At 64.6% G+C, this 22,769-nt stretch carries 26 protein-coding genes and 1 tRNA gene; 16 read left to right on the top strand and 11 right to left on the bottom strand.

All coding sequences use genetic code 11. The features are described 5' to 3' along the window. Window positions 1-6: 6 nt before the first annotated feature. Entirely contained in the window at window positions 7-873 is an 867-nt protein-coding gene (locus tag BMW89_RS26355) for an isocitrate lyase/PEP mutase family protein (protein ID WP_092030327.1), read from the top strand. Continuing rightward, window positions 870-1,169 carry an acylphosphatase gene (locus tag BMW89_RS26350; protein ID WP_092030325.1) on the top strand — a complete coding sequence of 100 codons (300 nt, stop codon included), beginning with the start codon at window positions 870-872 and terminating at the stop codon, window positions 1,167-1,169. Before BMW89_RS26355 ends, BMW89_RS26350 begins: the two co-directional genes overlap by 4 nt. An 18-nt stretch (window positions 1,170-1,187) precedes the next feature. Here the strand turns inward: BMW89_RS26350 and BMW89_RS26345 are convergent, their stop codons facing one another. Further along, the gene (locus tag BMW89_RS26345) at window positions 1,188-2,708 is read right to left on the bottom strand and encodes a PAS domain-containing hybrid sensor histidine kinase/response regulator family protein (RefSeq protein ID WP_092030322.1); all 1,521 of its coding nucleotides are present in this window, start codon (window positions 2,706-2,708) and stop codon (window positions 1,188-1,190) included. Window positions 2,709-2,862: 154 nt separating this feature from the next. On the opposite strand from BMW89_RS26345, the gene BMW89_RS26340 reads away from it, so the two are divergent. Genes BMW89_RS26340 through BMW89_RS26330 form a run of 3 tightly spaced genes read left to right on the top strand, consistent with a single transcriptional unit; the run spans window position 2,863 to window position 5,535 of the window. Next, a complete protein-coding gene (locus BMW89_RS26340; protein WP_092030320.1) occupies window positions 2,863-3,420 on the top strand; it encodes a GbsR/MarR family transcriptional regulator in 558 nt (185 codons plus the stop codon). Between the two features lie 16 nt (window positions 3,421-3,436). Next, window positions 3,437-4,102, top strand: a complete 666-nt coding sequence (locus tag BMW89_RS26335) for a DUF4166 domain-containing protein (protein WP_092030317.1) — start codon at window positions 3,437-3,439, stop codon at window positions 4,100-4,102. Next, window positions 4,099-5,535, top strand: a complete 1,437-nt coding sequence (locus tag BMW89_RS26330; protein WP_092030315.1) for a TIGR01777 family oxidoreductase — start codon at window positions 4,099-4,101, stop codon at window positions 5,533-5,535. The genes BMW89_RS26335 and BMW89_RS26330 overlap by 4 nt, the downstream gene beginning before the upstream one ends. 3 nt (window positions 5,536-5,538) lie before the next feature. On the opposite strand, the gene BMW89_RS26325 is transcribed toward BMW89_RS26330, so the two are convergent. Then, window positions 5,539-6,393: a LysR family transcriptional regulator gene (locus BMW89_RS26325; protein ID WP_092030312.1), complete on the bottom strand. Its 855-nt coding sequence runs from the start codon at window positions 6,391-6,393 to the stop codon at window positions 5,539-5,541. 113 nt (window positions 6,394-6,506) lie between these two features. Here BMW89_RS26325 and BMW89_RS26320 point away from each other — a divergent pair, with 113 nt between their 5' ends. Next, window positions 6,507-6,929 carry a tautomerase family protein gene (locus BMW89_RS26320; protein WP_092030309.1) on the top strand — a complete coding sequence of 141 codons (423 nt, stop codon included), beginning with the start codon at window positions 6,507-6,509 and terminating at the stop codon, window positions 6,927-6,929. 43 nt (window positions 6,930-6,972) lie between these two features. Here BMW89_RS26320 and BMW89_RS26315 read toward each other — a convergent pair whose 3' ends face one another. Together BMW89_RS26315 and lipB are read right to left on the bottom strand one after the other, a co-directional pair. Next, the gene (locus tag BMW89_RS26315; RefSeq protein ID WP_177196317.1) at window positions 6,973-7,686 is read right to left on the bottom strand and encodes a DNA helicase; all 714 of its coding nucleotides are present in this window, start codon (window positions 7,684-7,686) and stop codon (window positions 6,973-6,975) included. A gap of 199 nt (window positions 7,687-7,885) precedes the next feature. Next, window positions 7,886-8,635, bottom strand: a complete 750-nt coding sequence (gene lipB / locus BMW89_RS26310; protein WP_092030306.1) for a lipoyl(octanoyl) transferase LipB — start codon at window positions 8,633-8,635, stop codon at window positions 7,886-7,888. An 80-nt stretch (window positions 8,636-8,715) separates the two neighbouring features. On the opposite strand from lipB, the gene BMW89_RS26305 reads away from it, so the two are divergent. Both BMW89_RS26305 and BMW89_RS26300 read left to right on the top strand, forming a co-directional pair. Then, window positions 8,716-8,958 carry a FliM/FliN family flagellar motor switch protein gene (locus BMW89_RS26305; RefSeq protein WP_008141759.1) on the top strand — a complete coding sequence of 81 codons (243 nt, stop codon included), beginning with the start codon at window positions 8,716-8,718 and terminating at the stop codon, window positions 8,956-8,958. A gap of 171 nt (window positions 8,959-9,129) precedes the next feature. Further along, a tRNA-Leu gene (locus BMW89_RS26300) sits at window positions 9,130-9,214 on the top strand. A 242-nt stretch (window positions 9,215-9,456) separates the two neighbouring features. Here the strand turns inward: BMW89_RS26300 and BMW89_RS26295 are convergent. Beyond that, window positions 9,457-9,900 (bottom strand): type II toxin-antitoxin system VapC family toxin, encoded by a 444-nt coding sequence (locus BMW89_RS26295; RefSeq protein ID WP_092030304.1) that lies wholly within the window; start codon window positions 9,898-9,900, stop codon window positions 9,457-9,459. 5 nt (window positions 9,901-9,905) lie between these two features. Continuing rightward, on the bottom strand, window positions 9,906-10,148 hold the full coding sequence (locus BMW89_RS26290) for a type II toxin-antitoxin system Phd/YefM family antitoxin (protein ID WP_092030301.1): 243 nt from the start codon (window positions 10,146-10,148) through the stop codon (window positions 9,906-9,908). 334 nt (window positions 10,149-10,482) lie between these two features. On the opposite strand from BMW89_RS26290, the gene BMW89_RS26285 reads away from it, so the two are divergent. Then, window positions 10,483-11,658, top strand: a complete 1,176-nt coding sequence (locus tag BMW89_RS26285; RefSeq protein ID WP_092030298.1) for a lipase family protein — start codon at window positions 10,483-10,485, stop codon at window positions 11,656-11,658. A gap of 39 nt (window positions 11,659-11,697) precedes the next feature. Here the strand turns inward: BMW89_RS26285 and BMW89_RS26280 are convergent, their stop codons facing one another. Further along, the gene (locus BMW89_RS26280) at window positions 11,698-12,636 is read right to left on the bottom strand and encodes a GlxA family transcriptional regulator (protein ID WP_092030515.1); all 939 of its coding nucleotides are present in this window, start codon (window positions 12,634-12,636) and stop codon (window positions 11,698-11,700) included. A 92-nt stretch (window positions 12,637-12,728) separates the two neighbouring features. Between BMW89_RS26280 and BMW89_RS26275 the strand changes: the two genes are divergently transcribed. Both BMW89_RS26275 and BMW89_RS26270 read left to right on the top strand, forming a co-directional pair. Further along, window positions 12,729-13,415, top strand: a complete 687-nt coding sequence (locus tag BMW89_RS26275; RefSeq protein ID WP_092030295.1) for a DJ-1/PfpI family protein — start codon at window positions 12,729-12,731, stop codon at window positions 13,413-13,415. A gap of 112 nt (window positions 13,416-13,527) precedes the next feature. Beyond that, on the top strand, window positions 13,528-14,733 hold the full coding sequence (locus BMW89_RS26270) for an ABC transporter substrate-binding protein (RefSeq protein WP_244547689.1): 1,206 nt from the start codon (window positions 13,528-13,530) through the stop codon (window positions 14,731-14,733). Window positions 14,734-14,741: 8 nt separating this feature from the next. On the opposite strand, the gene BMW89_RS38060 is transcribed toward BMW89_RS26270, so the two are convergent. Next, on the bottom strand, window positions 14,742-14,999 hold the full coding sequence (locus tag BMW89_RS38060; protein ID WP_177196316.1) for a hypothetical protein: 258 nt from the start codon (window positions 14,997-14,999) through the stop codon (window positions 14,742-14,744). 301 nt (window positions 15,000-15,300) lie between these two features. On the opposite strand from BMW89_RS38060, the gene BMW89_RS26260 reads away from it, so the two are divergent. Beyond that, window positions 15,301-15,675, top strand: coding sequence for a hypothetical protein (locus BMW89_RS26260; protein ID WP_092030290.1), 375 nt, complete (start codon window positions 15,301-15,303; stop codon window positions 15,673-15,675). Window positions 15,676-15,679: 4 nt separating this feature from the next. Here the strand turns inward: BMW89_RS26260 and BMW89_RS26255 are convergent, their stop codons facing one another. Beyond that, the gene (locus tag BMW89_RS26255; protein WP_092030287.1) at window positions 15,680-16,951 is read right to left on the bottom strand and encodes a polysaccharide deacetylase family protein; all 1,272 of its coding nucleotides are present in this window, start codon (window positions 16,949-16,951) and stop codon (window positions 15,680-15,682) included. Between the two features lie 160 nt (window positions 16,952-17,111). Beyond that, on the bottom strand, window positions 17,112-17,885 hold the full coding sequence (locus BMW89_RS26250; protein WP_177196330.1) for a polysaccharide deacetylase family protein: 774 nt from the start codon (window positions 17,883-17,885) through the stop codon (window positions 17,112-17,114). A 116-nt stretch (window positions 17,886-18,001) separates the two neighbouring features. Here BMW89_RS26250 and mgtE point away from each other — a divergent pair, with 116 nt between their 5' ends. From mgtE to tolA, 4 genes are all read left to right on the top strand, one after another. After that, window positions 18,002-19,423, top strand: coding sequence for a magnesium transporter (mgtE, locus tag BMW89_RS26245; RefSeq protein WP_092030280.1), 1,422 nt, complete (start codon window positions 18,002-18,004; stop codon window positions 19,421-19,423). Window positions 19,424-19,496: 73 nt separating this feature from the next. After that, window positions 19,497-19,814, top strand: coding sequence for a helix-turn-helix domain-containing protein (locus BMW89_RS26240; RefSeq protein WP_092030278.1), 318 nt, complete (start codon window positions 19,497-19,499; stop codon window positions 19,812-19,814). Between the two features lie 147 nt (window positions 19,815-19,961). Further along, window positions 19,962-20,780, top strand: coding sequence for an aldo/keto reductase (locus BMW89_RS26235; RefSeq protein WP_092030276.1), 819 nt, complete (start codon window positions 19,962-19,964; stop codon window positions 20,778-20,780). Window positions 20,781-20,829: 49 nt separating this feature from the next. After that, window positions 20,830-21,834, top strand: coding sequence for a cell envelope integrity protein TolA (gene tolA / locus BMW89_RS26230; RefSeq protein ID WP_092030273.1), 1,005 nt, complete (start codon window positions 20,830-20,832; stop codon window positions 21,832-21,834). Window positions 21,835-21,893: 59 nt separating this feature from the next. Here tolA and BMW89_RS26225 read toward each other — a convergent pair whose 3' ends face one another. After that, on the bottom strand, window positions 21,894-22,745 hold the full coding sequence (locus BMW89_RS26225; protein WP_092030271.1) for an alpha/beta hydrolase family protein: 852 nt from the start codon (window positions 22,743-22,745) through the stop codon (window positions 21,894-21,896). Window positions 22,746-22,769: the final 24 nt, after the last annotated feature.

Here is a 22,769-nt window from a genome sequence, read left to right as displayed (position 1 = left end):
AGCACCATGGCCTTTCGTTCCCGCCGCGACAAACTGCGTTCGATCCTGTCGGGCTCAGCCTGCGTCCATCCCGGCTCGGTCTATGACGCGATCTCGATCCGCATCGCCGAGGACCTCGGCTTTCCCATCGGCATGTTCGGCGGCTCGGTCGCCTCGCTCGCGGTGCTTGGCGACCCCGATATCACCCTGATCACGCTCACCGAGCTTTGCGAGCAGATGCGGCGGATGTCGCGGGCGGCAGCACTTCCGGTGCTGGTCGATGCCGACCACGGCTATGGCAACGCGCTCAACGTGCGTCGCACGGTGCAGGAGCTGGAGGCCGCGGGCGCCGCCGGCCTCACCATCGAGGACACGCTTCTGCCCGCCGCCTTTGGCGAAGCGAAGCCGCAGCTGATCTCGCTGGAAGAAGGCGTCGGCAAGATGAAGGCCGCGCTCGATGGCCGTAGCGATCCCTCGCTGGTCATCATGGGCCGCACCGGAGCTGCCGCGATCACGTCGCTCGACGACACCATCCGCCGTGCCAGGGCCTATGAGGCAACCGGCGTCGACGCACTGTTCTTCACCGGCATCAAGTCGCGCGCCGAGCTCGAGGCGATTGTCGCCGCCACGAATCTGCCGATCGTGCTCGGCGGCGCGCCGGACGAATTGAACGCGATCGACTATCTCGCCAGCCAGCGCGTGCGCATCGCGCTCCAGGGCCACGCGCCGATCGCGGCCGCGACGCAGGCCGTCTACGAGACGCAGAAGGCGCTGCGCGAGGGAACGGCGCCGAAAGCACTCAAGGGATTGCCGTCCGCGGAACTGACCAGCCGCGTCATGCGCGACACTGACGTCAAGGCGCGCAGCGCCGACTTTCTCGGACTGAAAAAATGAGCCGCGCGATCCTCCAGGTCATGATCCGCGGGCGCGTGCAGGGCGTCGGCTATCGGGCCTGGGTGGAGTCGCAAGCGGTCACCTGCGGCCTCGAAGGCTGGGTTCGCAACCGCCGCGATGGCAGCGTCGAGGCGCTGTTCGCCGGGACGCCGAAGCACGTCGCCGACATGGTCGCCCTGTGTCGCCACGGCCCGCCGTCGTCGCGCGTCGACAGCGTGACCAGCGAGACGGCGAGTGCGGATGAGCTGAACCTGCGCAGGGCAGGGGAAGCGTTTTCGGTGTTGCCGACGGTGTAGGTGCGGCGAGGTTAAGAGTTACCGCGGCAGTTTCGAGATCGCCTCGCTCAGCTCGTGGATCTCATACGGCTTGCGCAGGATCGGGAAATCGCCGCGCACGCCCGCGGCGGCGTCGCTGTAGCCGCTGGCGAGCAGGATCGGCAGTCCGGGGTGGAGCTGGCGGAGGTAATGGGCGAGGCCTAACCCGTCCATCTTGCCGGGCATGACGATGTCGGAGAATACGAAGTCGACACCGTTATTCTCGAGCTCGAGCAGCGCCGACTCGGCGTCGGCGACCCGGCGCACGCGGTAGCCGAGCTGCTCAAGCAGACCGATGCTGACGATTGCGACATCGGGATTGTCTTCGACCAGCAACACCGTGCCGCTGCCGAGAACCGGCGCCGTCTCGGGCGTCTGGCTCGGCGCGGTCACGGTTTCGCGCGGCAGCAGGATGGTGAAGGTCGTGCCGTTGCCGAGCTCGCTGGCGACCTTGACCGTGCCGCCGGCCTGATGCGCGAAGCCGTGCACCTGCGACAGGCCGAGGCCGGTGCCTTTTCCAACCGGCTTCGTCGTGAAGAACGGCTCGAAGATCTTGTCGACGACGTCGGAGGGAATGCCAAGTCCGGTATCGGCGACGGTGATGGCGACGAATTCGCCGCTGTGGAGCGGATCGCCCAGGACGATGTTGTGCGCGCCGATCGTTACTGTGCCGCCGTCGGGCATGGCATCGCGGGCGTTGATGACGAGATTCAATAGTCCGGTCTCGAACTCGGAGACGTCAGCCTTCACCGGCCAGACATCGCGCTGGATGTCAAAGGCGAGGCGAACGGCGCTGCCGACGCCGGCGTGCAGGACTTCGCGGATTGCTTCGATGCGGTCGCCGAAATGGATTGCCTGTGGATTGACGCTCTGTCGCCGCGCGAAGGTGAGGAGCTGACTGGTCAGCGCGGCACCGCGCTTGGTGGCGGTCTCGATCGCCATGACCGCGCGCTGAAACTTGTCGTCGTTGGGGTCGCCCTTCTTGAGGATGTGAAGGCTGCCGCTGATGATCATCAGGAGGTTGTTGAAGTCGTGTGCGACGCCGCCGGTCAGCTGGCCAAGCGCATCGAATTTCTGCGACTCGGCAAGCTGCGTCTGCATCACCTCGAGCTTGAGCTGCGCATTGCGCCGCTCGGTGATGTCGCGCGTGATTTTTGCAAAGCCAACAAGCCCGCCGTCCTCGTAAATCGGGTCGATGATGACGCTGGCCCAAAAGAACGTGCCGTCCTTGCGGACGCGCCAGCCTTCCTCTTCGTAGCGGCCTTGGTCGCGCGCGATGCCGAGCGCACGGGCCGGCTTGCCGTTGGCGCGGTCGGTCTCGGTGTAGAAGCGGGAGAAATGCTCGCCGAGGATTTCGTCCGGCGAGTAGCCCTTGATGCGCTCGCCACCGATGTTCCAGCTCGTGATGATCCCGGTGGGGTCGAGCATGTAGAGCGCGTAGTCCGCGACTCCTTCCACCAACAGCCTGAAACTGCGCTCGCTTTCGAACAAGTCTCTCTGTTGACTGGACTTTTTAATCATTCCGGCACCCCGCCTCGACCGGGGCAAACGCTTGAAGGTCCGTTTGGTTCCCGCCGCCTGAAGGATTCTTAGGCAAAACAGCTCGACGGTATACAGCAAGGCAAGCCGGGCCGAAGCACTTGACACGCAATCGCGCCTGTCAGATATTTCTGTCATGACAGAAATAACCGGAAAGAAGAAACTGCCCGCCGCCGTCGAGCGCTTCATCCTGCATTGGGGCGACATGGGGGATCAGTGGGGCGTCAATCGCTCGGTCAGCCAGATCCACGGGCTGCTTTATCTGGCCGAGGCGCCGATGACGGCCGAGGACATCGCCGACACGCTCGGCATGGCGCGCTCCAACGTCTCCAACTCGCTCAAGGAGCTTCTGGCCTGGAACCTGATCCGGCGGGTGCCGATCCTCGGCGACCGCCGCGACCATTACGAGGCCGAGACCGATATCTGGGAGGTTGCGGCACGCATCGCGGCGCGGCGCAAGGAGCGGGAGCTCGATCCGGCGATCGCGGCGCTCAGGGCCTGTGTGTCCGATGCCGCCGACGATCCCACCATCAATCCGGTCGCAGCGAAACGGCTGAAGGAGATGCTCGCCTTCACCGAGCTCGCCGACCACTGGTTCGTGCAGATGCTGAAGGTGCCGCGGACGCGGCTGGTCGCCTTGATGCGGCTTGGCGAAAAGATCGCCAATTTGCTGCCCCTGGGCAAGGCCAAATAGTGTCGAGGAGGGTGTGATGACGTCGGCGAGATTATCGGGCTCAAGCGCAACTCCCTCCGCTCACATCAAACTGCTCGACGACCGTCGCTTCCGCTCACTGCTGTCGGACGAGGATTGGGGCCGCCTGCCGCTCGCGACCTGGCGGCGCTTTTCAAAGCGCGTCGCCGACGGTGACAGCGTCGTCTATGTCGGCGTGGTCGACGAGGTCGCTTTCAGCGACATCGGCTGGTGGTTCGCACAAGCCGCGCGCCTGATCGGCGGACCGCTGCCGACCGGCCGCGACACCGGCGTGCCCATGATCGTGACTGTTACCGAGGACGGCGCGACCGGCGGGCAGACCTGGACCCGCATCTGCGCGCGCAAGCGCGGCTTTCCGCAGGTGATTCATTCTGCCAAGCGTTTTGCCGGGCCGACCGGGCTCGAGGAATATGTCGGCTTCGGCGTCTCGATGGCGCTGCGCATCGCGGTCGAGGGCGAGACTCTGACCTTCCGCAGCGCCGGTTATGGGTTGCAGCTCGGACGCCTCTGGATCCCGCTGCCGCAATGGCTCACGCCGGGCGATCTCACGGTGACGCATTCCGATCTCGGCGAGGGCGCGTTCCGCTTCACCCTCGATGTCATTCATCCGCGTTACGGCGCGCTGATCCACCAGTCCGCCATGTTCAGGGAGGCCGTGTCATGACACCGCTGTTGTGGACGCTCATCGCCATCCAGATCGTGATGGGCGTGTTCGACACCTTCTATCACCACGAATTCACCGAGCGCCTGGCCTGGCGTCCGTCGCAGCGTTTCGAGCTGAAGCTGCACGGCATCCGCAACATGCTCTATGCGCTGTTGTTCCTGCTGCTCGGCTGGCTCGAGGTCTACGGTGTGCTGGCGCTCTTGGTCGTCGCAGTGCTGGTCGCCGAGATCATCATCACGCTGATGGATTTTGTCGAGGAGGATCTGAGCCGGAAACTGCCGCCGAGCGAGCGCATCAATCACACGCTGCTCGCGATCAATTACGGTGCCATCCTGGTGCTGCTGCTGCCCGTGCTGATCGAGTGGGCGGTGCAGCCCTTTGGCGTGACGGTCCTCTATCAGGGCCTGCTCAGCATCGCTGCGAGCGCCTGCGCGGTCGGCGCTGCGCTCTGCGGCATCAGGGACTTTGCCGCGGTGCGCCGGCTGGGACGCATGAAGAGCGTTCCCGCACCCGGACTTGTTGAAAAGATCCCCGGTCGCAAGACTGTGCTGATCACCGGTGCCACCGGCTTCATCGGCAGCCGCCTTGCGGCGAGCCTCGGTGGCGCCGGGCACAACGTCATTGCGCTGATCCGTAACCCCGCGAAGGCCGAGATGCTGCCGCCGCCGGTGACGCTGATCACCAGCCTCGATCAGCTCGCCGCGGACACGCCAATCGACGCCATCGTCAATCTCGCGGGCGAGCCGATCGGCAACGGCCTGTGGACCGAAGCGAAGCGCGCGAAGATCATCAGCTCCCGCGTCGACATGACCGGCGAGGTCGTGAAGCTGATTGCGCGGCTCGACCACAAGCCCGAGGTGCTCGTCAGCGGCTCCGCGATCGGCTGGTATGGCCTGTGGGCCGACCAGGTGCTGACGGAGTCGGCGAAATCCCACGCCTGCTTCAGCCACGAGCTGTGCGCGGCCTGGGAGAAGGCGGCGCGGCCGGCAGGGGAGCTTGGCGTCCGCGTGGTCAATTTACGCATCGGCCTCGTGCTCGGCACGGAAGGAGGCTTCGTCACGCGCATGCTGACGCCGTTCGAGTTCGGGCTCGGCGGCCCGCTCGGCACCGGGCGGCAGTGGATGTCCTGGATCGAGCGCGATGATCTGATCCGGCTGATCGCCTATGTGATGGCGACGCCCGATCTCGCAGGCCCCGTCAACGCCACCGCGCCGATCCCCGTCACCAATGCAAAGTTCACCGAGGAGCTCGGGCGCCGTCTGCACCGGCCCGCCGTGTTTCGCATTCCCGGCGGCTTGCTGCGCCGGATCGGTGGCGGCTTTGCCGACGAGCTGTTGCTGGGCGGCCAGCGCGTGCTGCCGAACAAGGCGCTGAGCCGCGGTTTTGTGTTCCGGCACGAGACGCTGCGCAGTGCGTTTGAGGCAATTTTGTGAGAGTCAGGTGGCGGCTACACTTCGGAACGTCGCCGCCACCACGCGCAGCGCCGCCAGTTTCGCGGGGTCGCTGACCTTCGAATGCAGCATCACCTTCGAGCTGCCGAGTTTTGGCAGCTTGTGCGTTGGCCCGATATCGACCAGGCCCGGAGGTGCGATCCGCCGGGCGAGCGGCGCGATCGCGAGTCCGGCAAGCGCTGCTGCGACCACTGCCGTGACGCCGCCGCCGACAAAGCGTTCACGCCAGGCGAGCCCGGCCTTGTCGAGCGCGCGCACGGCAATGGCGCGGACGCCGCAGGGCGGGGCGAGCGTCGCGAGCGGCAGCGGCTCGCCCTTCGGCAGGGCGAAGCGTCGTGACGCGAACCAGCCGAATTCGTCTTCGGTGAGCTTCTCGCCGCCGCGCCGGCTGCCTTCCTGGCGGACGATCACGGCGTCCAGCTGGCCGGCATCATAGGCGTCCTGCATCTCGCGCGAAAAGCCGATGGTGACGGCCAGCGTGAGGTTCGCCGACATCGCGTGCAGCCGTTCGAGCAGCGGCACCAGCTCAGGGCCCGCCGCATGATCGGAGATTCCGAGCGAGAGCGATTGCGCGGCCGGTGCCTCGCCCGAGAGTGCGCGATCATGCGCGGCGATCAGCGCGCGGGCGCGATCGAGGAAGCTGGCGCCGTCGGCGGTGAGCCGGACCGCACGCGGCGAGCGCTCGACGAGACGTTTTCCAAGCAAAGTCTCCAGCCGTTGCAGCTTGAGGCTGACAGCAGCCTGCGTCGTGCCGAGCGCCTCGGCAGCACGCGTAAAGCTCTGGAGGTCGGCGACTAGCAGGAAGGCCTTGATGGTGGCGATGTCGAGGGTGGCTGTCATTACGAATTCTTATCACTGGTATCAACATAGATAAGATACCAAAATGACAAGGGAAGGTCTAGCTTCTCACCAACGCCGCACGAACCCCGCGCGACATTTTTGGGAGAACCACCATGCCCCTGATCACCGTGTCCTACACCTCTTCCCGTCAATCGCCGTCCCTGAAGGCCGACATCGCGAACGCCGTGTCCGAGCTCACCGCAAAAATCCTGCACAAGGATCCTGAGGTCACCGCCATCATCGTGAAGTCGGTGGAGGCCGCCGACTGGTTCGCCGGTGGCAAGTCGCTCGCCGAGCAGAAGCTCGCCAGTTACTGGATCGACATCCACGTCACCGAAGGCACCAACACCAAGGATGAGAAGGCGACCTATCTCGCCGCGATGTTCAAGCGCATGGCCGAGATTTTGGGACCGCTGCATCCCGAGACCTATCTGCATGTCGACGAGGTCAAGGGCGACGCCTACGGCTTTGGCGGACTGACCCAGGAGCGGCGCTACATCGCCGGCAAGCTCGAAGTGTCGTTGCAGGCGGCGTAAGGCGGCAAGCCGCGGGTGAGCCGTCTCGCCCGCGGCCTGATCGTCAGCTTGCCGCGCGGAACTGAACCTCGGAATTGTTCAGGAAGCACGTCTTGTCGAACAGTTTTAGATCCAGCGGGTTCGGCAGCCTGACATCGCTGAGATCAGGGCAGGGTTTTATCGAGGGATCATAGGACCGGTCGATCTGCGAGATGAAGACGACGATCAGCCCCTTGTCGCGCGCGAATGATTTCAGCGCATGCACCTGAACGGTCAGATCAGGGTTTTCCCGCCTCTGGTCGAGCAGTTGCAGATAGTCGATCACCACGACCGTGCCGCGGGGAGAAACGGCCATCTGCTTGACGATGTAATCAGCGCTGATGGCGTCGGAGCAATCGACCTCGAACAGCTTGTCGAACTGCACGGGGTCTACGCCGATCGCGCGGAGGCGATCCAGAACGTCTTTCTCGGTGTATTCGAGCGAGAAAAACGCGGCGCGATGGCCCGACTTCATGGCCTCCACGGCAAGTTCGAGGCTCATCAGCGTCTTGCCCTGGCCGGGGCGCGCCCCGACCAGCACGAGATCACCCGGCTGGAATTGTGGGAACAGTTTGTTGGCCGGCGTCATTGCGGCGGCCTTCGCTGCGAGCATGCTCCAGGCGGAAAATCCTTCCGCCGTGGCGATGCGGTCGAGCGCGTCGTGCAGCGGAATGCCTTCCTCGCGCGACAGGCGTTTTGCTTTTCGCTTCAGATGATAGATGGGTGCAGACAGCTTCATCAAGAGAACCTCCCATTGCGAGCTGAAACGCAATCCCTCCTTATGCCTGGCGCTCGAACAGTCGGTCCGATGGTGTAGTCGCCCGGTATGATCTGTACTTTCCCGGCGGAGGGGGGAGGCGTGGGCGGCACCTGAAGCAAGCGTAGCTGATTCCCTGGCGAGCGGAGAGCACACGCGGTCGGGCTCGAACAGAAAAATTCTAGACGGCCACTTCCGGCAGCAGCGCGCGTGTCGGCCCGAACAGCTCCTCAAACGCCTGGCGCAGTGCGATGTCGACGTCGGCCATGGTCACGAGCTGGCCGAGATCGACCAGCGAGGTGACGCCGTAGCGGGGATCGGCGACGCCGCAGGGCACGATGCCGGCGAAATGCGCAAGCTCCGGCTCGACATTGATGGCGATGCCGTGGAACGAGACCCAGCGCTTCAGCCGGACGCCGATCGCCGCGATCTTGTCCTCGCGCTCGGGCCCCTTGTCGGGCCGCTTCACCCAGACGCCGACCCGGTCCTCGCGCCGCTCGCCGCGGACGTTGAAGGCGGCGAGCGTCTTCAGGATCAGCTCCTCCAGGCTCGCGACATAGGCCCGCACGTCCGGCCGGCGGCGCTTGAGGTCGAGCATGATGTAGGCCACCCGCTGGCCGGGCCCGTGATAGGTCAGCTGCCCGCCGCGCCCGGTGGCAAACGTCGGGAATTGGGGATCGAGCAGATCGCTTTCCTTGCCGGAGGTGCCGGAGGTGTAGAGCGGAGGGTGTTCGAGCAGCCAGACCAGCTCCGGCGCGTGGCCCGCCGCGATCTCTGCGACTCGTGCCTCCATGGCCGCTACGGCCTCCGGATAGGGTACGGGGGCATCCGAGATTCGCCATTCGACAGGTTCGCCGCCTGAGGCGGAAAACGACGTCAAATCGAGCTCTTGACGCTTGTTTTGGCGGGGGTTTTGGGGCGAATTAACCATTGGCTAACCATAACGTGGTGATGATCGGAGGCGCAAATTTTAGTCCCTGGTCCTAGTCCCTAGTTGCGGCGGTCCTGACAGTGCCCACTCTCGATAAAGTCACCGTGGATCTCATGGTTGTCCTCGGAACGACCACCATGCCGATCCATCAAGTATTACGTCTTTCCCGCGGCGCCATCATCGAGCTGGACGCAACCGAGGCCGACGAGGTCAAGGTTCTCGCCAACAATCTGCCGGTCGCCTCCGGCGTCGTGCTGGTGGACCGCAACCGAATCGCCGTCGAGGTCAAGCAGATGCTGCCGCGCACGCAGGGGACGCGGTAGCGGCAGCAGTAGCGCCCCGGGCACGCGATAGGGCCGATCCGGGCAGGGGGCCAATTTTCTTGCCAAGCTTGTGGAATTGGGGGCTTTTGCAGGCTTGTACCCCTCTGATGGATTTGTTAGATCGACGCCGTTGATCCGGCGGGCCTCAAGCCCCAGGCCGGCATCCCCAAAGCGCTCGTGGCGGAATTGGTAGACGCGCTGCCTTGAGGTGGCAGTGAGTAAAATCGTGGGGGTTCGAGTCCCTCCGAGCGCACCACACCCGAAAATATACGATTTGCTTGATCGGAGAATTCCGCCCGTAGATCAGTTCCGGGCGGCTTTCGTTTGGCGTTTTTTCTTGATTTTAGGGGCGGCCGCTGGCGTTGGATCGTCGTGGGCGACAGAGCTTTTTGTTCGATCGAGCAAAGAGAGAAGGCAAAAATCGCCCGCCTTTTGTGGAGGGACGCCCGAAAGGCACCTGCACCCCACGGCCTTCAAGACTCGGCCGAAATGGTTTGATCAGGGAGATGTCGGCGGCAGCGCCGCGAAAGGATCGAGCACACGCACGCCGAGCGGCCCGAAATGCTTCAGATTTTGCGACAGGATCGTCAATCCGTGCTGGAGGGCGGTCGCGGCGATGATGATGTCGGCGAAACCCGGCGCTTGCCCTTGTCCGCGCGCGCGATCCGACAGGGCTCCTGCATGTCGAGCTGTCGCGGTATCGAAGGCGAAAATACGCTCTCTATAAAGATGCAGCAGCGTCTCGAGCCAAGCGTCGAGATCGGCCGCTTTGCGCGTCGCGCCCTCGCGCCGTGCCTTGGCGATGCCATCCTCGATTTCCGCGATGGTCACTGCCGATATGTAGAGCTGGGCGGAATGGTCATCCATCCACGCGACCAATGCGGGCGATGCCGATCTCGACGGCGCCGCCGCCGAAATCACATTGGTGTCCACCAGATACAAGACGACTAGAACTCGGTTTGACGCAGCGGCGTGGTGTCGCGCGGCGGCAGATCGTCCGGCGCGAGCGGCGCTGCCATCAGCAGGCGGCCGAAGGAGGGCACTTGCGACAGCCGCTGCCATTCCTGATAGCTCAGGATCACGGCCTCTCGCTTGCCGTGCCGCGTGATGATTGCTGGCTCGCCGCCCACGGCGTCATCGACCAGCGCTGATAGCCCAGACTTCGCGTCCCGAAGCTGAATTTCACGCATGATAATACCTTGATCAAATATGACCACAGTGGTCATATTCTGCCTTGGCATGGAAATCAAGCCGCGGCTCTCTCCAACCAAGCCTCTCAGCGCTGACGCAAGAGAAAGCTTCGCGGGCAAAGCCCGGAACGCGGGCCGCGGAATCCTCCCTGCTCACGCAGGTGCTCCTGGAAATGGCCTGTCAGGGACGCGGGTTTATCGACACCTTCATATTGCGTTTATATAATGTTACACCCTATAATTGATTAACTCCGAGAGATGCGAAATATCGGTCGCTGGCTTCCGGGTCCGAGCACGGGCTGCAGGAGTCGAGCACCTTTGCAAGGAGGGCAGCATGACGCTCAAGCCGGGATTCCAATTCGCGGAGGCGCAACTTCTGCTCGAGATGGCGCAGCATGCCTATGCCGGCACGCCATCGCTGACCGAAGTGGTGGCAACCTGCGGCGTTCCCCCCGTGCCCGATCCAAGCTCGAATTGGGCAATCCGCAAGGACCTCACCCCGACGAACTCCACCCTATTGGATAACTACTGGCAGGTCTGGCAGAACCAGAGTGACACCACCCAATACGCGATCGCAGTGCGCGGCACGGTCGCAAGTGCGGCTAGCGTGTTGGCCGACTTGCTGTTCCCCCTGATCAACGCGCGCTTTGACGTGAAGCTCGGTTCGATCCCGCTGCCGTTTTATCTCGCGCGGGACGAGGGGGACAGTGCGGTGAAAGCCGGTGTGCATTCGGGCTTCGCTCTGAGCTTGCTGCTCATGCTGTTCACCACCGATAGCCCATTGTTCGTGACCTTGGCGCTGCTCGCGGAGCAAGGCGGCGACGTCTACATCACCGGGCACAGTCAGGGGGCGTCGATCGCGACGCTGCTGACCTCGCTGGTCCGGCACTCGACGGATGTTTTCAAGGGGCCGGCCTATAAGACCTATACATTCGCGCCTGCCAAGGCCGGCAACGACCATTACGCGTACGATTACGCCCGGCTTGCCGCCGTCGACGGATATGGTTGGGCGGTGACGTCGACGCAGGACTGGGTGCCTCAGGCACCGTTTGCCCTGGAGTGGATATCAGACCTCAACACGCCAAATCCGCTGCGTGGGTTCGGCGGCAGTCCCAATCCTGAGGCCATGATCACGCTCGGCAGCGTGGTCGCTGACGGCGAGAGCGCAGTCAATCGCGTTCGCGACGATGCGGTGAGGCGGCTCAAGCAGCGAGTCGAGAGTCTTTCTCTGAGACTGACATCCGAGACAATCCATTTGAAAGCCGCCGATCTCGGCGCGGCAACCGCCGCACCGATCACCGGATCGACGATCTCGGATTTGATCCAACAGATCCTCGACCAGATTCAGGCCTCGCTGAACTATGCTGACGCCGGCTCGCTGCTGCCGCTATTCGCCAATCCGGGCGGCAACCCGACCGATGGGACGCCTGGATGCCAGAAGCTGGACTATTTCTGGCAGCACCACCTCGGCAACTACCTGAAATACATGAAGCAGCAGTATGGCGGCTGAGCCGACAACGACAGCGTGCGCCCTCCGAGCGATTTCCGCTCACGCGCTCCGCGCGGAGCGCCGCAGGGACTGCGGGGGCTGGCCGAAGGCGCGGATGAAGGCGCGGCGCATCCGCTCGGGGTCGCGAAACCCCGTGGATTGCGCGACGCGCTCGATCGCCTCGCCGGAGGACTGCACCCGCTCGCGGGCCACCTCGACCCGCAAGCGCTCGACGGCCTTGGTCGGCGTCGATCCGGTTTCGGCGATGAAGGAGCGCACGAAATGCCGCGCGCTCAATCCCGCGCGCTCGGCAAGCGCCTCGACCGTAAGCTGCGCGTCCAGATTCTCGCGCACCCAGGACAAGAGGCCGCCGAAGCGGCCGTTCGGCGTCTTGATTTCGAGCAAGGTCGAGAACTGCGACTGCCCGCCGCCGCGGCGATGATAGAGAACGAGCTGCCGGGCGGTGGCTTGCGAGATCTCCTCGCCATGGTCCTCGGCAATCATGGCGAGCGCGAGATCGATCCCGGCGGTGATGCCCGCTGACGTCCACACGTGACCATCCCGGGTGAAGATCTGGTCAGGCTCGAGCCTGATCTTCGGGTAGCGCCCGGTGAAGTCGCTTGTGCATGACCAGTGTGTGGTTGCACAGCGGCCATCCAGCAGTCCTGCCTCGGCGAGCAGATAGGCACCGGAGCACACGCTGGCGATGCGCACGCCGCGCCGCGCCAGTCTTTGAATGAAAGCGATCGTCGTCTTGCAACGCGCGGCGGCCGCGACGCCTTCGCCGCCTGCCACGAACAGCGTCGTGACCCCGCTTGCCGATCGCAAGCTGCGCGCCAGCATCTCGGTGCCCGACGAACTGCGCACCGCGCCGGCTCGGGCCGCGACCGTGATCACGCGCGGCGCATGCGGCGCGTGACGTCTTGCGATCTCGAACACCGAGATCGGGCCGGCCGCGTCCAGCAACTGGAATTCGGGAAAGATCAGGAAGCCGATCATGGACGCGTCCAAAAATGAGGGAAATACGCCGTTTCCGATCTCAAGGCGAACATGACAGGCTGTCACCGTCAAGCACGATGTCGAGGTTGGTCATGTCGGGTCCGTTGCAGATCGGTCTTCTGGTTTTTCCCCGCGTCACCCAGCTCGATCTCACAGGTCCGGCGCAGGTCTTCTCCAGCCTGCCTGATGTGAACGTGCATCTGGTCTGGAAGCGCATCGAACCGGTGCCAAGCGATTCCGTGATCATGCTGACGCCGACCATTACCTTTGCCGATTGCCCGCAGCTCGACGTGATCTGCGTTCCCGGCGGCTATGGCACCGACGAGCTGATGCTCGACGAAGAGGTCCTCGCATTTCTGCGCAAGCAGGAGCGGGGGGCGACCTATGTCACGTCGGTGTGCACCGGCTCGCTCGTGCTTGGCGCGGCCGGCCTCTTGCAGGGATATCGCGCGGCGACGCACTGGACGGCCATCGATGCCCTGCCGTTCTTCGGCGCCACAGTGTCGCGCGAGCGGGTCTGCATCGATCGCAACCGCATGACCGGCGGCGGCATCACGGCCGGAATCGATTTCGCGCTCACCCTGGTCTCGATGTTGAGGGGCCGGGCGGCTGCGGAGATGATTCAGCTCCGCATGGAATACAATCCCGCGCCGCCCTTCGAGGCTGGCTCGCCCGATACCGCGCCGGCTGCAATCGTCGCGGCGATGAAGGAGCGCGTCGCGCCGTCGCAGGCGCGGCGGCTGGAGTTCGTCAGGAAGGCCGTGGGTCAGCGTGGATAGCGCAGCGGTCGGGGCAATCATCGCCGACATCCGTCGCGATGCTGGAGCGGAGGGGGCAATGGCGCCTTGTCGTGTTGGAGAGTTGCGGTCGTGGCAGAGGCGGCTTTGGCGGTTGAGCTTCGGCGTCATCCTGACGCTGGGGCCGGTCGCGCAGAGTGCCGCCGCCGACTTCTCCGGCGGAATGGTCAGGATCGGCATCATCAATGATCAGGCCGGACCATTGTCCGACCTGGCCGGACCAGGCTCCGTCGTCGCAGCGAAATTGGCCATCGAGGATTTCCAGAAGGCCACGCCGGGGCTGAAGGTCGAGATCGTCGTCGCCGACCATCAGAACAAGCCGGATATCGGCGCGCAAATTGTCCGCAAATGGTTCGACGTGGATGGCGTCGACATGGTGGCCGATGTCGGAAACTCGGCGGTGGCCCTCGCGATCCAGTCGATCGCGCGCGACAAGAACAGGATCGTGATCTACTCGGCCGTCGGGACCACCGATATCGGCGGCAAGCAATGTTCGCGCACCGGCCTGATGTGGCTGCACGACAACTACAACCTGGTCGCTGGATCGGTTCGCAGGCTGGTGTCGCAAGGCTACGACAGCTGGTTCTTCATCGCGGCCGATTATGCGTTCGGACGTAACATGGTGGAGGTGTCGCAGCGGGTGTTGTCGGAAACCGGCGCCAAGTCGCTTGGTACGGTGTTTCACCCGCTCGGAAACGCCGACTACAGCTCGTTCCTGCTGCAGGCCCAGGCCTCGAAGGCCAAGGTCGTCGCTTTCGCCAATGCCGGCGAGCAGCTCGTGACCTCGATGAAGCAGTGGAACGAGTTCGGCATGAATGCGGGGCCGCAGAGGCCGGTCGCCGAGCTGATGTTCCTGACCGACGTCCACGCGATGGGCGTCGAAACCGCCAAGGGGCTGACCACCGTCACAGCCTGGTACTGGAATCTGAACGAGGAAACGCGCGCCTTCGCCGAGCGGTTTTTCAAGCTGCACAAGGCGATGCCGACCGCACCGCAGGCCGCCGTCTACTCCGCGGTGCTGCAATATCTGAGAGCGGCGGTTGCAGCCGGAACGGACGAGACGGGCGCCGTGCTGGAGAAGATGCGCGCAATGCCCGTGGACGACTTCTACGCGCGGGGCGCGCGGCTGCGCGCCGACAACAAGCTCGTGCACGATTTCTATCTGGTCGAGGTCAAGCAGCCCGCGGATGTCAACCCCCCCTGGGACTACTACAAGGTCGTCGAGAAGATACCCGCCGAAGACGCTTATCTTCCCCTGAGCCAAAGCGAGTGCCCGCTGCTCAAGGCGTCGGGAAACTAGGGGCCCCCTCAGCCATACTCCTCGCCGATGCCGTATTCCCGGTAGATTTCCAGCGGATCGACATCCGGAAACAGGCGGCATTTGGCCTGGGCCAAATGCAGGCTCACCGCCGCCGGCTCTTTGCCGTTCGCCAGCATCTTGCGGATGTCGTCCATATGCGCGTTCGGCCGGTGCTTGGGTTCAAGCTGCTCCAGTGCGACCAGCGCGGTCGCGAGGGCTTCGGTGAGAACCCAGTCGTCGTGGCCCGTGATTCCCTTCTTCGGCATCGGCAGACCCCAGATGTGGCGGCACCCGATAGTCTATCGCGACTTCCGCCAAATCTCCATTGAGCCGTGGCGCTCCGGCGTGGAACAGGCCGGCTTGTGTGGGCCGGCTTGCATTATGGCCGCGCGTGGCTAAAAGGCGGCAATTGCGCGGACGATCGTATCTTTGTTGAAACAAAGTTGGCGTAGACGGGCCTCGCGCGGCGTTCAGGTCGGCTGTTCCGGCCCGTGATCCGTATCCCCGAACTCTCGGAAGCCAAACGGTCGTACCGCCCAAGGCGTACCGCTCAAGGCTGGAGCCAGCATGGTCTTTCTTAGCTTCGTCTACCGCTTCGTGACCAATTTCGCATTCATGGCGATGGTCTATTTCAGCATGAACTTCATGGAGAAGTACCAGAACCGGGCGATCATCGCGATCCTGGTGCTGGTCTATTCCGGCATGCGTGCGGCCTCGACGCTGCGCGCATTCTACTTCTACCAGAAGATCGAGAGGCTGGAGGCCGAGACGAAGCGCTTGCAGGGCCCGATCAACGACGGCTCGGGCGGGACCAGCGCGCGCAAGCAGGTCGTGGCCGACGTGGCCCGGCTGCGCCGCGACGGCGAGCTCAAATCCTATATGGACCTGTTCTTCCTGGCGCTGATCGTGCTGCTCTGCGTTGCCGCCATCATGCGGCAGTGACGGCTTAAGCGCGCTTCTTCACGCTGGTCGCGACGCGGGTCGGGCGGGGCGTCGTCCCCTTGGCCTGCCCGGCATGTTTCGGCGTGCCGTGTGCAGCGTGTGCGGTCCGGGAGGCGCGTGATTTGCCGGCTTTGATGCTTCCAGACTTGCCCTTGGCCGCGCGCGGCGTCTCGGCCGCCATCGCCAGCCGCGTCGCGGCGCGCCGCGACAGGGTCGTGGACAGCAGCACCTCGATCGAGCCTTCCGGGATCGCAAAGAGATCGTGGCCGGGGACGGGCAGGGTGGATGCGACATCCAACTGCGCCCTGGTCCGGCGCGGCAGCACCGGCTGATGCTCGGTCTGCGCATTGAGATCGGCAAGCGCGGGTGCCGGAAGCATCGTGCTCTGCGCGAACACGAAGTTCGGGACCGCCGGCCAGCGCGCGATCGGCGTCGTCTCGGTCGGCGGATGCAGCAGCCATTCCACAGCCGCGGTCGGCGTCGCCGGCAGATCGGCGGTCGCCGGCACCACATGGACGATGCGATAGCCGCGCGCCTTGAGGTCGCGGATGATTTTTGGCAGCGCCGCCACGGTGCGCGGCTGGATGTCGTGCAGCAGCAAAATGCCCTTGCCCTTGGCCTCCAGCCGCTGGATCGCAAGCTGGTAGACGCGGTCGGGCGACACATGGCGCCAGTCGTCGGCGGGGAAGTCGGCGCTCCAGACCTGGATGCCGCGCGAGATCAAATAGTTCTCGACACCCTCGGCGCGCATCAGCCCGGGAATGCGAAAGAACGGCGCGAGCTGCTTGGCCGGATCGGTCATTGCGGCCGAGGTCCACTGGATGCCGCCGTTGATCTCGGGCTCGTATTTTTCGATCGGCATCCGATCGAACGTCAGCGGATGGTTCATGCTGTGGGTGCCGACGGTGTGGCCCGCCGCTACCAGCTTGCGCACGCCTTCCGGGTTGGCCTTGGCCTGGCCGCCGATGATGAAGAAGGTCGCCTTGATGCACTCGTCATCGAGCATCTTGAGGATCTGGTTCGAATATTTCGGGAGCGGACCGTCGTCGAAGGTCAGCACGACCTCATGATCCCTAAGCGGCAGCGTTTCGCGATACTGCATGGTACCGATGCGCGGATGCTCGCGCGGATCGACCACGAGGGTGCGGGAAGTGCCGAGCGCGTCCGGATGGCCAGGACAGTCAGCCGCGAAGGCCGCCGGTGTGCCGAGGGTCAGCAATCCGAGACAGAGGACGATCCACGATCGCGTCCGAAAAACAACGCTACTTCCGATCATCAACCTCGTCTGCCCTCATACGCGATTGCCGCCATAGTAGGTCGGAGACGCACCGAAACGGTTCAGGCGCAACACCCCTCGATCTTTGCATGGCGTATCATGAACAGACTATTAATAGGGCTCAAATCACCCCATTTTGCGCCAGCGTGACATTCCGGCATCAGCGCGTATCGGCGTTTTTCTGTGATGTGCCTGCCGGGACCACGTGAACGACACGAAAACCGTTCTCCCTCAGATAGCGCAGGAAGGCCGGCATGATCGCGGCGGTGCGCGCCTTGGGGTCGTGGAAGAGGATGATGCCCTTGCCGGCGGCGGCGAGGCGCTCGGTGACGAGCTTCAATTCCTGCTCCGGCGTCATCTCGTTCCAGTCGCTGGCCCACAGGTCGGCCCCGAACACGACGATGCCGCGCGACTGGAGCAGGTCGAGCTCGGCCTGGGTCGCCTCGAAATAGGGGAAGCGGAAAAACGGCGTCGAGGGTGTCGTCGTCGACGTCCCGTGCAGCGCCATTTCGTCGGCCGCAATGCCGCGATCGATCTCGCTCTTCGCCTTGTCGAAAGGGATCCGCGCCATGAACGGATGCGACCAGGTGTGGTGGCCGATGGTGTGGCCCGCGCGCGCGATGCGCTTGACCATGTCGGGATGTTCGGAGGCGTGCAGGCCGATCAGGAAGAAGGTCGCGCGCACGCATTCCTGCGCCAGCGCCGCCAGCACCTTCGACGTCGTCGGCGGATGCGGGCCGTCGTCGAACGTCAGCACGACCTCGTGATCGGCCAGCGCCAGCGTCTGCGGAAAGCTCTTCAGGCCCACGCGCGGCGTGGTCTTGGCATCGACGCTCAGAATGCGCGAGGTGCCGAGCGCGTCCTTGCGCGGGCACTCGGCAGCATCCGTCGAGGCGATGCCGGTGAGGGCCGCGAGGACCGCAGCCAGCGACATCGAGGTCCATTTCCGCCGAAGCATCTTTGCCATTGCGCTCAGAGTTGCCTTGTGGGTATTGCCTGAACCATCAGCTCAGACCACTCGTTCCAACCTGTCAAACGGCGAGGCGCACCATGGATGAACATATGGACGGTGCCCCATCCGCTGCGGATTCGGTACTCGACCACGTGCCGATGCGCAATGAAGACGGTGATATCCGGCACGAATTCGTCGCGGAAATTGCCCATGCGATCGAGGCCGGCGACAGCGCCGCGCTGCGGGCCTGTGTCGCCGAGCTGCACGAGGCCGATCTCGGCGATCTGATCGTAGCCCTTGAACCCGATGACCGCGTCCGCCTGGTCGAGCTGACAGGGCGTGACTTCGACTTCTCCGCACTGAACGAAGTCGACGAGACCGTCCGCGACGACATCCTCGAGGAATTGCCGCCGGAGACGGTTGCGGAAGGTGTCCGCGAGCTCGAATCCGACGACGCGGTCGAGCTGCTGGAAACCCTCGACGAGGCGGAGCAGGAGGAGATCCTCGAGAAGCTGCCCTGGAAGGAGCGCGTCGCGCTCGAGCGCAGCCTGCTGTATCCGGAAAATTCCGCCGGCCGCCGGATGCAGACCGAGTTCATCGCGGTGCCGCAGGATTTCACTGTGGGGCAGGCGATCGACTACATGCGCGAGACGCCGGATCTGCCCGAACGCTTCTACGAGATCTATGTCGTCGACAAGGAGCAGCACTGGCATGGCGCGGTCTCGCTCGACGTCCTGCTCCGCGCCCGCCGCCCGGTGGCGCTTGCCGAGCTGACCGACGAGGATCGCCGCCGCGTCTCCGTCCTGGAGGACCAGGAGGAGGTGGCGCGCATGTTCGGCAAGTACAATCTCGTCGCAGCTCCGGTGCTCGACACCCAGGATCGTCTGGTCGGGGTCATCACTGTCGACGACGTCGTCGACGTCATCGAGGAGGAGGCGGACGAGGACCTCAAGGCGCTGGGCGGCGTCAACAGCGACGAAGAACTCTCCGACACCGTGTTCACGATTGCGCGCGCGCGGTTCAACTGGCTGCTGGTCAATCTCGCCACCGCCTTCCTGGCGTCCTCCGTGCTCGGCCTGTTCGAGGGCCAGCTCGAAAAGATGGTGGCGCTCGCCGTGCTGGCGCCGATCGTCGCGAGCCAGGGCGGCAATGCCGCGACCCAGACCATGACGGTGGCGGTGCGGGCGCTGGCGACGCGCGAACTCGGCTCCTCCAACGCCTGGCGCGTGGTGATGCGCGAGGCCACGGTCGGCCTCGTCAACGGGCTCGCCTTTGCCGTCATCACCGGCATCGCCGCGGTCGCCTGGTTCAGGATCCCGGGCCTCGGTATCGTGATCGGGCTCGCGATCATCGTGAACCTCTTCGCCGGCGCGCTCGGCGGCATTTTGATCCCGATGGCGCTCGAACGCGTCAGGGCCGATCCGGCGGTGGCGTCCGGCACGTTCGTCACCACGGTGACAGATGTGGTCGGCTTCTTCTCGTTCCTCGGCATCGCGACGCTCTGGTTCGGGTTGAGGTAAGGGGAGGGCTACGGGCAACTATCTTTAATCCGAACTTAAGCGACCTGCCGCATCATCGTCCGCGCTTGGGGGAATGAGCATGCGTGTGCGGCTGAAGGCGGACGGACGGATCGTTGAGTTGCGGGACGGGCAAGAGTTTCCGGTCCAGCCGTTTCCAATCCAGCCTGCGGCCAACGCAGCGCCCGCCGATACCAGCTCTCACGCGGTGCGCGATTTGCGCCGCCGCGCCTGCCTGACCCAGATGGAGTTCGCCGCAAAACTCGGCGTCCCCGTCGAGACCATCCGCAACTGGGAGCAGGGCAAGCGCGCCCCGCGTGGACCGGCCCGCGCACTGCTCGCGGTGATCGCGCATGCGCCCGATATGGTGTTCCAGGCGCTCGCCAAAGCTTGACGTCAGGGTCTGACGTCAAGGTCTCGCGCGAACCTGCCGTTAGCATTGCCCCCAATATCCGGCCTCGCAGCCGGCGGCTTGCGTTGGCAGTATCACGGGCAAGGTCCATAATGGGCGCGAGGGCTGCCGCAACAGAGGGGATTCCTCATGCTGTTCGTCGAGGCCAATGGTGCAAGGATCCCGGCGATCGGGCTCGGGACCTGGGAGCTGAGCGGGCGCACCTGCGCCCGGGTGGTCGAGCAGGCGCTGCGGCTCGGCTATCGCCACATCGACACCGCGCAGGTCTACGACAATGAGCGCGAGGTCGGCGATGGCTTGCGCTCCTCCGGCGTGCGCCGTGACGATATCTTCCTGACGACAAAAGTCTGGACCAACCATTTCGCGCCCCACGACCTCGAGCGCTCGGTCAAGGAGAGCCTGGCGCGCATGCGGCTTCCTTCCGTCGACCTCCTGCTGCTGCACTGGCCCAATTCGCACGTGCCGCTGGAGGAAACGCTGGGCGCGCTGTCGCATGCCAAGCGCATGGGCCTGACCCGCCACATCGGCGTCTCCAACTTCACGGTGGCGTTGATCGAGCAGGCGGTGGCGCTGTCGCCGGAGCCGCTGGCCTGCAACCAGGTCGAATATCATCCTTATCTCGACCAGACGAAGGTGAGGGCGGCCTGCGCCCAGCACGGCATCGCGCTGGTCGCCTACAGTCCCATTGCCAAGGGCCGGATCAAGACCGACCAGACGCTCGCCGAGATCGGGCGAACCCATCACAAGACGCCGGCACAAATCTGCCTGCGCTGGCTCGTGCAACAGAATGTTGCTGCGATCCCGCGCACCTCGCGCGTCGAGCGCCTCTCGGAAAACATCGAGATCTTCGATTTCGAGCTGGCGGACGACGAGATGGCCCGCATCGCCGCTCTGGCCAATCCCAAGGGGCGCCTGACCGATTTCGGCTTCGCGCCGAAATGGGATTGAGGGGGGACCGCGGTATGCTAGGAGCAGGGCGGCAACCCAAGATCGGGCAATGGAACTGCGGAAGATCATACGGACGGACATTGCAGCGTCGGCGATCGCGCATCTGACGCTGGTGGCGCTGATCATCGTGATCAGCGAGGTCCATCCGTTCCACGCCGCGCCCCCGGAGACTGTTGCGGTCGACATCGTCACGCCGGAGCAGGTGAAGGAGCAGGAGACGAAGGCGGAGGAGGCCGCCAAGGAGAAGACGCCGGAGCCGACGCCAACCCCGACCCCTGAGCTGCGGCTGCCGAAGCTGGATGTCACCGACAAGGACAAGGCGGAGGCCGCGCCGAAGCCGGGCGCCAAGCCTCAGGCCTCGCCGCAATCATCGCAGCAGAAGTCCTCGCCCGAACCGCAGCAGCCGGCGCAGCAGAAACAGCCGCAGCCGCAACCCTCACAAGCGCCGAAGCAGCGCGAGGCCACCGCGCAGGCTCAGCAATCGCAGGCTCAGCAATCGCAGCCTTCGCAGCCCCAGCCGCAGCCATCGCAATTGCCGCCCCAACAGCCGCAGTCGCAGGCTCAGCCCGCGCCGCAGTCGTCACCAGCGCCGCCGGAGCCGCAGGCGGCTCCTCCGGTCTATCAGGCCCCTGAACCCGACGTCACCGTCAAATACGGCGTCATGCTGGGCCTGCCGCCGGAATTGCCGCCCGAGCCGAAAGACGCGCCGAAGGATGACGGCGGCGACGCCAAGGATTCGATCGCAGCCAAGCTGCCGCCTGAGGTCGTCGCCGAGCTTCGCCGGCACTTGCGAAGCTGTTCGAAATTGCCGCCTGGTGTTGCGCCGACCGATGCCGTGCGCATCAAGCTGCGCGCGGTGCTCGCCACCGACGGCACGCTGGCGCGCGAGCCGATCCTGATCGAAGCCCCGCCGTCTGCGAAGGGCGTGGCCATCGTAAAGTCCGCGATGAGTGCGCTCCAGGCCTGCCAACCCTACAAGATGCTGCCGGTGGACAAGTACGAGGAATGGAAGGTGCTGGACCTTCCGTTCAGCCCAAGGGATTTCGGCGGGTAGGGTCGTCGCCCGGATGGAGCGCAGTGCGTAGGATGGGTAGAGCACTTGCTCTACTCATCCTACGCACTGTGGTTCGCAAGCCAGGTGAAGGCGGCCAAAATTCCCGGCAATTGCAGGTCGTGACGAAGCTTGCCGGACGCCGGCAGGAGGCGATGGTCCACGGTGACGCCGACGCCGCGCATCGCCTCGACATAGGCGGTCTGGACCGACGCCGAGACGCGCTGGTCGTCCGGGTCGGTCAGCACGATGATCTTTTGCGGGGGATGGCGCGCCACCTCGGAGACATGGTCGATCGGATCGAGGAAGTCGCTGTGGCCGGTGATGTCGGCGCTCCAGCCGTTCTCGCGGTTGCGCTGTGCCACCGCGGTGTTGCCCGACGTGATCACCGCGCAACCAATGTCGTCGCGGCGCGCGATCAAGGCGGCCACGAGATGGCCGCCGCCGGATTGGCCGACCAGATTGAGGCGCCGCCAGCCGAAATGCGCCTTGAGCCGGGTGAGCGCCGCATCGACCAGCGCCACCTCGCGCGGCCGCCGCCGGTCGAGATGATGACCGGTTGAGCCCAGGATGCCCGGGCGCGCCAGGTGGACGTAGGGACGATGGAAGTTTGCGCTCAGCTGTTCGGTCAGCGCCTGCACGTCGTAGGCCGTCGCTGCGACGTACCACTCGTTGGCCACGACCCCGTCGTTGCGCTTCTCGACGGCATCACCGCGCAGGAAGATGACGGGATCGGCCGGTGCACCTTCAGGAGCAGCACCGTAGAAGGCGAGAACGTCAGGCTTGCCGTCGACCTCGACCCGAACGCGTCCGGGACCATCGCCGTCGGACGTGGTGCATTCAACGCCGCGGACCACGTCCTCCCCGGAGAAAGGTGTGCTCGGCAGATCTGCGAGGATTGGAAATCTGATCATGGGGTCAGTTTGCGCGCAGAGCTC

Source organism: Bradyrhizobium sp. OK095, from assembly GCF_900109945.1.
Classification (GTDB): domain Bacteria; phylum Pseudomonadota; class Alphaproteobacteria; order Rhizobiales; family Xanthobacteraceae; genus Bradyrhizobium.
This window is presented reverse-complemented; position numbering and strand designations above follow the sequence as displayed.

Coding starts and splice junctions, on each gene's coding strand:
- BMW89_RS26355 (WP_092030327.1), top strand. CDS start 7: ATGGCCTTTCGTTCCCGCCGCGACAAACTGCGTTCGATCCTGTCGGGC.
- BMW89_RS26350 (WP_092030325.1), top strand. CDS start 870: ATGAGCCGCGCGATCCTCCAGGTCATGATCCGCGGGCGCGTGCAGGGC.
- BMW89_RS26345 (WP_092030322.1), bottom strand. CDS start 2,708: ATGATTAAAAAGTCCAGTCAACAGAGAGACTTGTTCGAAAGCGAGCGC.
- BMW89_RS26340 (WP_092030320.1), top strand. CDS start 2,863: ATGACAGAAATAACCGGAAAGAAGAAACTGCCCGCCGCCGTCGAGCGC.
- BMW89_RS26335 (WP_092030317.1), top strand. CDS start 3,437: ATGACGTCGGCGAGATTATCGGGCTCAAGCGCAACTCCCTCCGCTCAC.
- BMW89_RS26330 (WP_092030315.1), top strand. CDS start 4,099: ATGACACCGCTGTTGTGGACGCTCATCGCCATCCAGATCGTGATGGGC.
- BMW89_RS26325 (WP_092030312.1), bottom strand. CDS start 6,393: ATGACAGCCACCCTCGACATCGCCACCATCAAGGCCTTCCTGCTAGTC.
- BMW89_RS26320 (WP_092030309.1), top strand. CDS start 6,507: ATGCCCCTGATCACCGTGTCCTACACCTCTTCCCGTCAATCGCCGTCC.
- BMW89_RS26315 (WP_177196317.1), bottom strand. CDS start 7,686: ATGAAGCTGTCTGCACCCATCTATCATCTGAAGCGAAAAGCAAAACGC.
- lipB (WP_092030306.1), bottom strand. CDS start 8,635: ATGGTTAATTCGCCCCAAAACCCCCGCCAAAACAAGCGTCAAGAGCTC.
- BMW89_RS26290 (WP_092030301.1), bottom strand. CDS start 10,148: ATGCGTGAAATTCAGCTTCGGGACGCGAAGTCTGGGCTATCAGCGCTG.
- BMW89_RS26285 (WP_092030298.1), top strand. CDS start 10,483: ATGACGCTCAAGCCGGGATTCCAATTCGCGGAGGCGCAACTTCTGCTC.
- BMW89_RS26280 (WP_092030515.1), bottom strand. CDS start 12,636: ATGATCGGCTTCCTGATCTTTCCCGAATTCCAGTTGCTGGACGCGGCC.
- BMW89_RS26275 (WP_092030295.1), top strand. CDS start 12,729: ATGTCGGGTCCGTTGCAGATCGGTCTTCTGGTTTTTCCCCGCGTCACC.
- BMW89_RS38060 (WP_177196316.1), bottom strand. CDS start 14,999: ATGCCGAAGAAGGGAATCACGGGCCACGACGACTGGGTTCTCACCGAA.
- BMW89_RS26260 (WP_092030290.1), top strand. CDS start 15,301: ATGGTCTTTCTTAGCTTCGTCTACCGCTTCGTGACCAATTTCGCATTC.
- BMW89_RS26255 (WP_092030287.1), bottom strand. CDS start 16,951: ATGATCGGAAGTAGCGTTGTTTTTCGGACGCGATCGTGGATCGTCCTC.
- BMW89_RS26250 (WP_177196330.1), bottom strand. CDS start 17,885: ATGTCGCTGGCTGCGGTCCTCGCGGCCCTCACCGGCATCGCCTCGACG.
- mgtE (WP_092030280.1), top strand. CDS start 18,002: ATGGATGAACATATGGACGGTGCCCCATCCGCTGCGGATTCGGTACTC.
- BMW89_RS26240 (WP_092030278.1), top strand. CDS start 19,497: ATGAGCATGCGTGTGCGGCTGAAGGCGGACGGACGGATCGTTGAGTTG.
- BMW89_RS26235 (WP_092030276.1), top strand. CDS start 19,962: ATGCTGTTCGTCGAGGCCAATGGTGCAAGGATCCCGGCGATCGGGCTC.
- tolA (WP_092030273.1), top strand. CDS start 20,830: ATGGAACTGCGGAAGATCATACGGACGGACATTGCAGCGTCGGCGATC.
- BMW89_RS26225 (WP_092030271.1), bottom strand. CDS start 22,745: ATGATCAGATTTCCAATCCTCGCAGATCTGCCGAGCACACCTTTCTCC.